Raw genomic sequence first — 1,511 nt, 5'->3', positions numbered from 1 at the left:
GATCGGTACGGTGTAACACCACACACGATAAGGTTATGGGCGAGCAACGGGAAGCAAAAGCGGGAAGGCTTCCCGAGGCCCAAGTTTAAATCCGACCAACTTAATTTTTTGTGGCAGGATATTCTTGACTGGGAGAACGGGAAACAATTTTAGTCAGCTTTTCCCACCAGCGAGAATATGCCTCTCTCTGTTCATTCAGGTAGGTGTGCTTATCGTACACCTGCCACACTCCCGGCAGTTTATGACCTATCATCGTTTCAGCGACGTGAGGCGGCGTTAATTCAGAAACCCCGGTGCGCATTGTCCGGCGTAAGTCGTGGATTGACCAGGAAGTGTAAGGATCAAAGTGAGGTGCCATCTTTTTATTGAGAACATCAATGATGTTCGCATGTGATCCTTTATTGAAGGGTTTGCCATCAAATACAGTAAACAAATATTCACTCCCGTGATTTAATTTCTTTGCCTGTTCAATTAATTCTTTAGCTTCGGGAATAATCGGTCTGACAATAGGTTTTTTGGATTTTCTCCCTGTTTTATGGTTTACGGGAGGGACAGTCCAGATATTTTTCTCATAATCAAAATCATTAACTTTAGCTTTCAGTAATTCACCAATACGACACCCAAATAACAGACATAATTTTATTATTAATGCGTTGCGCGGGTTATATTTAGGGGAATTGATAATACGAAAAAGAATCACTAGTTCCTCTTCACTTAATGCCCTTTCTCCCGTGTCAACATCGATATCAATGTCTGTATCGATATCAACAACCTTCCCTCTTAGGTCACTTGATGCTACATCAGACAAAGGGGTTGTATGTGTCATTCCTCGCCGAACAGCCCATCGGTGAGCGGTTTTAGAATAGGTCAATATACGCGTTCCAATTGATGGAAGCTGTTTGGCTACGTCTTCAATTAAAGTAAGCCAGACATGAAGCGTCACCTCGTCATGAGGCAATTTACCAATTTTGGGGAAAACATGAATTTCGAAAGAACGCAATATCTGGTCAGCGTTAATTTTCGAACCTTGCATTGTCGTTTTCCACCACTCCCGGATAAGCTTTTCCACAGTGACCGCACTCAATGCAGATTCTCTGCGAACGCGTTTAACTGTCTTGGGATTTCGATGTTGCTCCAGTTCCCCGCGATAAGAAATCACTGAGTCACGAGCATCTTTTAAGCTCGTTGCTGGATACGTGCCGATATCAATTCGATCTCCTTTACCGTCCCATCGGTATCTAAACTGAAATATAACTTTCCCCCTGGGGGTAACACGAACAGAGAGACCATCTCTATCGGACTTAGTGATCATCTTTTCTTGTGGTTTGCCGTTAATTGAACGCAGCCATGAATCAGTAATTGCCATATTAATTGCCTCAAAAATAATACAGCTCTTAATGTAGTTTATGTACACCGACATGTACATATTTTCCATGACACGAGATGAATATTTATGATTATCACTGACTAAGACAAGCCGAGAAAAAATAAATTTCAATTTAAAATCAATT

General features: G+C 41.7%; 1 protein-coding gene. It reads right to left on the bottom strand.

The window, feature by feature from the left end; genetic code table 11:
• Positions 1-100: 100 nt before the first annotated feature.
• Positions 101-1,366, bottom strand: a complete 1,266-nt coding sequence (locus AACQ83_RS24085) for a tyrosine-type recombinase/integrase (protein WP_112886968.1) — start codon at positions 1,364-1,366, stop codon at positions 101-103.
• Positions 1,367-1,511 lie beyond the last annotated feature (145 nt).

The organism is Photorhabdus sp. S10-54 (genome assembly GCF_963878145.1).
Classification (GTDB): domain Bacteria; phylum Pseudomonadota; class Gammaproteobacteria; order Enterobacterales; family Enterobacteriaceae; genus Photorhabdus; species Photorhabdus kayaii.
Note: the sequence above shows the minus strand (reverse complement) of the source record. Positions and strands in the feature narration are given on the sequence as shown.